This is a genomic window from Pedobacter humicola, from assembly GCF_056490705.1.
Genome location: NZ_JBWJIG010000026.1, coordinates 47,921 through 54,220, shown reverse-complemented (window position 1 = coordinate 54,220; position 6,300 = coordinate 47,921). Strand labels below are relative to the sequence as shown.

The 6,300-nt window shown below is 40.7% G+C and carries 6 protein-coding genes; 2 read left to right on the top strand and 4 right to left on the bottom strand.

The window, feature by feature from the left end; genetic code table 11:
* Positions 1-33: 33 nt before the first annotated feature.
* The 3 genes from AC04Q1_RS25390 to AC04Q1_RS25380 form a co-directional block, all read right to left on the bottom strand.
* A complete protein-coding gene (locus AC04Q1_RS25390; protein ID WP_478367339.1) occupies positions 34-1,341 on the bottom strand; it encodes a M20/M25/M40 family metallo-hydrolase in 1,308 nt (435 codons plus the stop codon).
* Positions 1,342-1,363: 22 nt separating this feature from the next.
* Positions 1,364-3,196 carry a M61 family metallopeptidase gene (locus tag AC04Q1_RS25385; RefSeq protein ID WP_478367338.1) on the bottom strand — a complete coding sequence of 611 codons (1,833 nt, stop codon included), beginning with the start codon at positions 3,194-3,196 and terminating at the stop codon, positions 1,364-1,366.
* Between the two features lie 115 nt (positions 3,197-3,311).
* Positions 3,312-4,439, bottom strand: a complete 1,128-nt coding sequence (locus tag AC04Q1_RS25380) for a DUF4407 domain-containing protein (protein ID WP_478367337.1) — start codon at positions 4,437-4,439, stop codon at positions 3,312-3,314.
* A 128-nt stretch (positions 4,440-4,567) separates the two neighbouring features.
* Here AC04Q1_RS25380 and AC04Q1_RS25375 point away from each other — a divergent pair, with 128 nt between their 5' ends.
* Together AC04Q1_RS25375 and AC04Q1_RS25370 are read left to right on the top strand one after the other, a co-directional pair.
* The gene (locus tag AC04Q1_RS25375; RefSeq protein ID WP_445561316.1) at positions 4,568-4,885 is read left to right on the top strand and encodes a rhodanese-like domain-containing protein; all 318 of its coding nucleotides are present in this window, start codon (positions 4,568-4,570) and stop codon (positions 4,883-4,885) included.
* A gap of 147 nt (positions 4,886-5,032) precedes the next feature.
* A complete protein-coding gene (locus AC04Q1_RS25370; RefSeq protein WP_478367336.1) occupies positions 5,033-5,230 on the top strand; it encodes a DUF6358 family protein in 198 nt (65 codons plus the stop codon).
* On the opposite strand, the gene AC04Q1_RS25365 is transcribed toward AC04Q1_RS25370, so the two are convergent.
* On the bottom strand, positions 5,208-6,242 hold the full coding sequence (locus AC04Q1_RS25365) for a dipeptide epimerase (protein WP_478367335.1): 1,035 nt from the start codon (positions 6,240-6,242) through the stop codon (positions 5,208-5,210). The two genes, AC04Q1_RS25370 and AC04Q1_RS25365, sit on opposite strands and share 23 nt — an antisense overlap.
* Between the last annotated feature and the right edge of the window lie 58 nt (positions 6,243-6,300).

Here is a 6,300-nt window from a genome sequence, read left to right as displayed (position 1 = left end):
AACCTCATGGGTTTTTAAAACCTATAAAGTTTATTATTTCTTCAACTTTGGTATCCTTGTAGGTGTATCCGTTCCGTTTACGATGGTAACGGCACTTTTCGCGATTGCTTTAATGGTAGAAAGAATATTTTCTACATCTAACGAACTGTATTCGTCTTTAACGCTGTGGTACAGTTTATCAATATCTATTTTATCGGTACTAATCGTATGTGCCGGAACGCCCAAAGCCGCTAAAGTAGCGTTATCACTTCTGTAAAACAGGTTTTGATCTGGATATGGGTCCGGATGAAAGGTAAATTCTGTTCCCGCCAGGTTTTTCTGCAAAATCTTGCCGAAATCCGATCTTTCGTAACCGGTAATAAATGCGGTATTCTTACCGAACTTCGAATCTTTACCGATCATTTCAATATTGAACATGGCTACAACTTCATCAGGATTTAACTTTTCGGAGAAGTATTTTGCACCAAAACCGCCGATTTCTTCAGCTGTAAAAGCAACGAAAATTAAGGTGCGCTCATTGTTTTTTTGTGCTTTGTAATACTTGGCAAGGGCAATCATTGCGGTTGTTCCAGAAGCATCATCATCTGCACCATTGGCAATGCTATCGCCATCAACAGGTTTTAAAAAACCAAGGTGATCATAATGGCCTGAGAAAACCACAATTTCCTTTGCTTTAGATTTACCCGGGATTACCCCTGCAACATTAAACAAAGGCATTTTGGTTATTTTGCTTGCAAAGGTTGCCGAAAAGTCTGTGGCGGCATCTTTACCTAAAACAAAAACCTGCACAGCGCTGGTAGTTGCTTTAATTTCTTTTTCGTCAACAGTTGCCGGTTTGCCGAAATAAGCTTTATAACGGTTAAATAAATCTGCAAATTTGTTGTCAACCAAAACGATCTGGTTTTTTTCTGCCCCCATCATGGCTCTTAACTGCGCTACAAATGGTTTTTCCGGATCTAACTTCACAACGGTCGTATTCGATTTATCGAGTGTAACATTTTCTGCAGTTACTCCCGAAACGATCAGGTTTTCTGGGGCAACTTCCTGACCATCTATTTTAACAGTAGTATTTTGAATGGCAACCTGATATTTGTTAAAACTCTGGCGGAATGTTTTTTCGCCGGTTAAAGGCTTCAAGCCGATTTTCTTAAATTCAGACTCGATAAAGGTTGCGGCCTTATCAATTCCCGGCGTAAAGGTAGCGCGGCCCTGCATATCATCTGCGCTTAAGGTTTTAATCAGGTGATCGGTGTATTCGCGGGTAATAATTTTATCGATGCTCTGTGCCTTAAGCTGCAAACTTGCCATACCGACAAGTGTAAAAAAGAATATTTTCTTCATGTATAATAAGTATTAGTTAGTTCTATTTAGATTTTACCTGCGATGATAACCATTTATCTCTAAAAGTCTGCATGGCCAGCGTTAAAGTTCCGCCGGTTTTTTCGATCGGAACGATTTCTAAAGCTGGATTTTCTGCCAGGGTTAATTGGGTTGTTTGCTGTTCCCCACGGTGAAGATAGGTAACTTTCAGTACATCGCCAGGTTTATGGGCATCGGTAAGGGAAGTAAGCTCTGCTGCATCTTTTAAAGTCTCGCCGTCGATTGTTAATAATGTATCATCAATGTCTAAGCCTGCCTGATAAGCTGGTGTGCCGATAAGCGTTTGCCCTAATGTTACCTTGCCATCCAATACATTAACGCGGCCAAAACCAGTAAATGCTTTGTTGGGGCTTGCTTTCTGTAAAACCAGGCCTGCATTTAGAAGCAGTTTGGCATAATCATTTTTGTCCGTTCCATAGATGTACCTTTTAAAGAAATCGGCTGCAAAAGCCGGGTTTTTGGTTAGTGAAGCCAAAGTTTTCTCCAAATCCGGAACGGTATAGGCAATTTCCGGTTTTCCATAGGCTTTCCAAAGTGCGCGCATGTAATCGTCGAGCGTAAGTTTAAATTCGGCTCTTAAACGAAGGTCCAGGCCCAATGCGGTAGCTGCACCATAGGTGTAATACGAAGTGAAAATATTGCCTTTATTGGTTTGGTCAATTGCTACACCTGCATCGGCAAATACAGCATATCGGCTGGCTTCGATCGGTGAAAAATTCTTTGCGCCAGGGGAAAGTAAAACCGCATTAACCAGGCCATTAAAAGTTTGCACGGCATTATCGATCGTTTTTAATCCTGCCCGGGTTAATAACAGATTACCATAATATTGGGTAAAACCCTCGGCCAGCCAAAGTTCATCACTCATGTTGGCGTGTTCGAAATTAAAGGGCTCTAATGTTTTCGGTCTCAAACGTTCTACATTCCAGCTATGGAAATATTCATGCGAAAAAGTGCCTAAAAGGTTCGATTCGTAACCTTCGATTTTCGGCGTACGTTGTACAATTGAGGTCGAGTTCCGGTGTTCCATCCCATCGCCGGCGTTCTCAGGATATACATCATCCAAAAAATAGTAATTACCGTAATCGTAGGTTGGAAATTCGCCCCAAACGGCTAAATGTTCATCCACCATTTTTTTAAGCATTTCAGCATAATTATCGATGGTTTTCTGGTCGTCGTTAGAGTGGGTAACCAGATGGATGGTCTGCTCCCTTCCATCAGTATTTTTTACCTTCCAGCTTGCTGTTTTATAATTGGCAATTTCTGTTGGGCTATCCATAAAATACTGGAGATTTGGTGCGAAATAGGTTCCATCAGCCATGGGTTTTAGCTGCGTGGCCACTTTCCAGTTTTGTTTCTCTCCATAATAGAATTTCACCAAACGGGGCCTGTTGTCCATGTCTAAGGGGAAAGCAAAGGTTGCCGGAATATTCATGTGTGCATGGGTCTCATCAAAACCTGCATAGGTTCCATCAATCCAGTTCCCAAAGAGTGTATAGGTGATCTTTACACTCGTACCATGATTAGGGATCTCATATACATCACCTGCTGATTGTTTAATGTGGAGCTGCTTTCCGTTGCCATCAAAAGCCTTTAAATGATACACATTTTTACCAAATTCGTGCGTAGCGTAACGGCCAGGTGATGACCTGCTCATCCGAACCGTTAATGTACCTGCAGGTACATTTGGGATCACCATACTGATTTCGGCCTCGTGATGGATTGCATTTGGAAAGGAAACCGTGTAACTGATCTCATTTTGGGCAAAAGCAGCGCTAAAAAATAAGCTAAATATTGCAGCACCTAAAAATTTATTCATAAAATCTGGATTATGGCAGCAATTTAGTAAAAATGGAAGAGGTAATGATGTAAAATGTACAATGGACACATTTTGTAAAATCATCCATCTTCCCTTTTACATTTTCCATCCGCGATCACCCCTCGCTGTCCCAGTCGTGTTTTTCCAGATCGCGGTAGGCTTTTCCTTTAATGATCTCTTTTTTCTTGGATGACTCTGAATTGACCCTCGTTTCGTGGATATTATCGGCAACTTCAAAATGGAAATCCTTATCTTTTTTAGAATGGTAAATGGCTACCTCGTCGCCATCTGATATGGCATAATCATAAGGTCCGCGGGCACTCATCAGTTTCACAAATACAGGTAAACATTCGAAGAAAATAAACAGCAAGCCAATAAAAGTTACAGCGATTGCCGTATTGTTATCGCGTGTACCGTCCACGTTAAATTTTAACTGACCCAAGGCCCAGTTCCGATCGGCAAAACCAGCAATATCGGATAAACTGTCCAGTTGTTTTTTGGTATACAGTTTCTCGGTAAACAGTCCATCAAATTCTTTACGTTTATCTACAAAAGCTTCCGATTTATTGATGTTGGCTTTGAGTGAATCTAATTCTGCTGTACGCTGGGCAATTTCTGTTTCCTTGCGCTTGGCATAAGGCCCATAACCCATTACCCCTGATGTTTCTGTGGTTTTGTTGCCGAAAATCTCAAAATTAAGCTTTTGCCGATCGGCTTTGATCCCTTTTTCTAAAGAATCCCTGGTTGCTTTCTGTTGGTTTAAGCGGCCAAACTCCACCTGATATTTCTTTTCGAAAGCTTTGTTCAAGGTATCAATTTTAGCGCGCTGGCCATTCAGGTAGCTCACCTTTAAACGTTCTTTAATCTCTTTATCGAAAATTTTGAGCTCAATAGGTCTCGAAATCACCATACCGATCATAATGGCCAGCAAAATACGGGGTGTGGCCTGTAGCAATTGTTTATTGGTGCTGGCACTTTTGTTAATACTCGATACGATGTAGCGGTCCATGTTAAAGATGGCCGCCCCCCATAAAAAGCCGAAAACGATGGCGAAGATTACCGCCATATCATCGCCCTTAAATACAAAATACATCGCATAACCGCCGGAGAGCGCTGCAAATAAGCCTGTAAAAAAGATGGTGGCACCAATGCCGGTATATTTATTTTGTTCTGAAGGATACTTTTCCAGCGTGGCCACATGAGCGCCGGAGCAAAACCAAAAGAAACGGTTCAGTTTGTCCATTTGTAACTATTTATAATTAAACGCCTAAGGGTTAAAGTTGTTACAGTGTTACACAAAATTTTATGGCATTTTTTTGATGGGCTGTGTAAAATTGATTTTCCTATATTTGCATAAATACATTTAATAAAATGAAAGAAATATCGGTACAGGAACTAAAAGAGAAAATCGATAACAAAGAAGATTTTCAATTGATTGATGTTCGCGAAACATTTGAATATGAAGTTTCAAACCTTGAAGGAGAGAATATCCCTTTAGGAGGAATTTTAATTGAGGCTGACAAGGTTGCTAAAGATAAACCTGTAATTATTCAGTGCCGTAGTGGAAAAAGAAGTGCAGCAGCTGTAATGCAGTTGGAGCAACAGTACGGATTCGACAATCTTTATAACTTAAAAGGTGGGATTTTAGCCTGGCAAGAAGCTTTTGATCCAGGCATGCCAGTATATTAAGAATAACCAATAACTAAATTCCAATTATCAAAGTTTACAGATCGCGAATTAAAACGTTGTTTTTCGCTCTAGGCATGATTTGATAATTGGATATTTGCTGTTTGGTGATTAACAAATGAATTCTTTTTAAAAAAATATTTCTCCATCGTGGGTAAAAAATTTGCTTTAAATATCTTCTATAATTTAGCCATTATCCTTTCCATCCTTGGATTGGTGTGGTGTTATAATAACGCTAAATACCTTCCGGCAGGTTTTTTGGTGGGTACAACGGCCTGTTTATTCTATTTTAAATATCAGCTATCTAAAGAGCTCAGAAAAAGCTTTAGAGAAAAAGACCAGAAGTAGCTGTTCCTTCAAGTCCTAAGCCCGGCAGATCTTTTAGGGTATATTTTCCATTTTCGAAAGCAGGATCGGTAAAAGGGTTGTTTTTGGTCAGCCATGGCCCATCCAAATCGGCCCAGTTGCACAAGGGGGCCAAAGCGGCTGCAGCTAAGGTGGCACAACTCGTTTCGCTCATACAGCCGATCAAAACTTTCATGCCGAAAGAACGGGCTTTCAAAATCATCTGATGGCCTTCGTACATGCCACAACTTTTCATTAGTTTTACATTAATGCCGTGATAGGCCCCTTTCAGTTTGTCCATATCTGCCAGGCGCTGTACAGCTTCGTCGGCCAGTAACGGGATGGGGCTGCGCTCGGTTAACCAGGCATTCCCATCAAGATTGTTTTTATCCATCGGTTGCTCAATTAAAACCACCCCCTGGTTATGCAGCCAATAAATTAAATCAATGGCTTTAATCTTATCCGTCCAGCCCTGGTTTGCATCCACATAAAGTGGCACATTAGTCATGCTTCTGATGGTTTCGATAATTTCCCGATCGTTATCCCTGCCCAGTTTAACCTTAATCACTTTAAAAGCTGCTGCATCCTTCAGTTTTTCGCGGATCACCTCAGGGGTATCAATTCCGATAGTGTAAGAAGTTACCGGCATTTTCAATGGGTCGGCACCGTAAATCTCATAACAGGGTTTGTTTAACAGTTTGCCCTGGATATCATTAAGCGCAATATCAATGGCTGCTTTAATGGCGGGTTGACCTGGAGCAAGGCTGTCTAAATAAGCGATAATTTTTTCAAAGTTGAATGGGTATTGAATTTTATCCCAGTCGATGAGCTTGAGAAAAGTATTTGCACTTTCGTAACTCTCGCCCATATAAGGGACCATAGAGGCCTCTCCGTAACCGGTCACACCTTCATGCTCAATTTTCAGCAACATTAGGGGGGTACTGGTACGGGTAAATTTCGAAATCGAAAAAGGATGTTTTAACGCTAATTCAAACTGCTTGCAACTAATTTTCATTGTTAACCGTCTTATAAATAAAATAAGGTAATTATCACGTTACAAATTATCTTTGTAA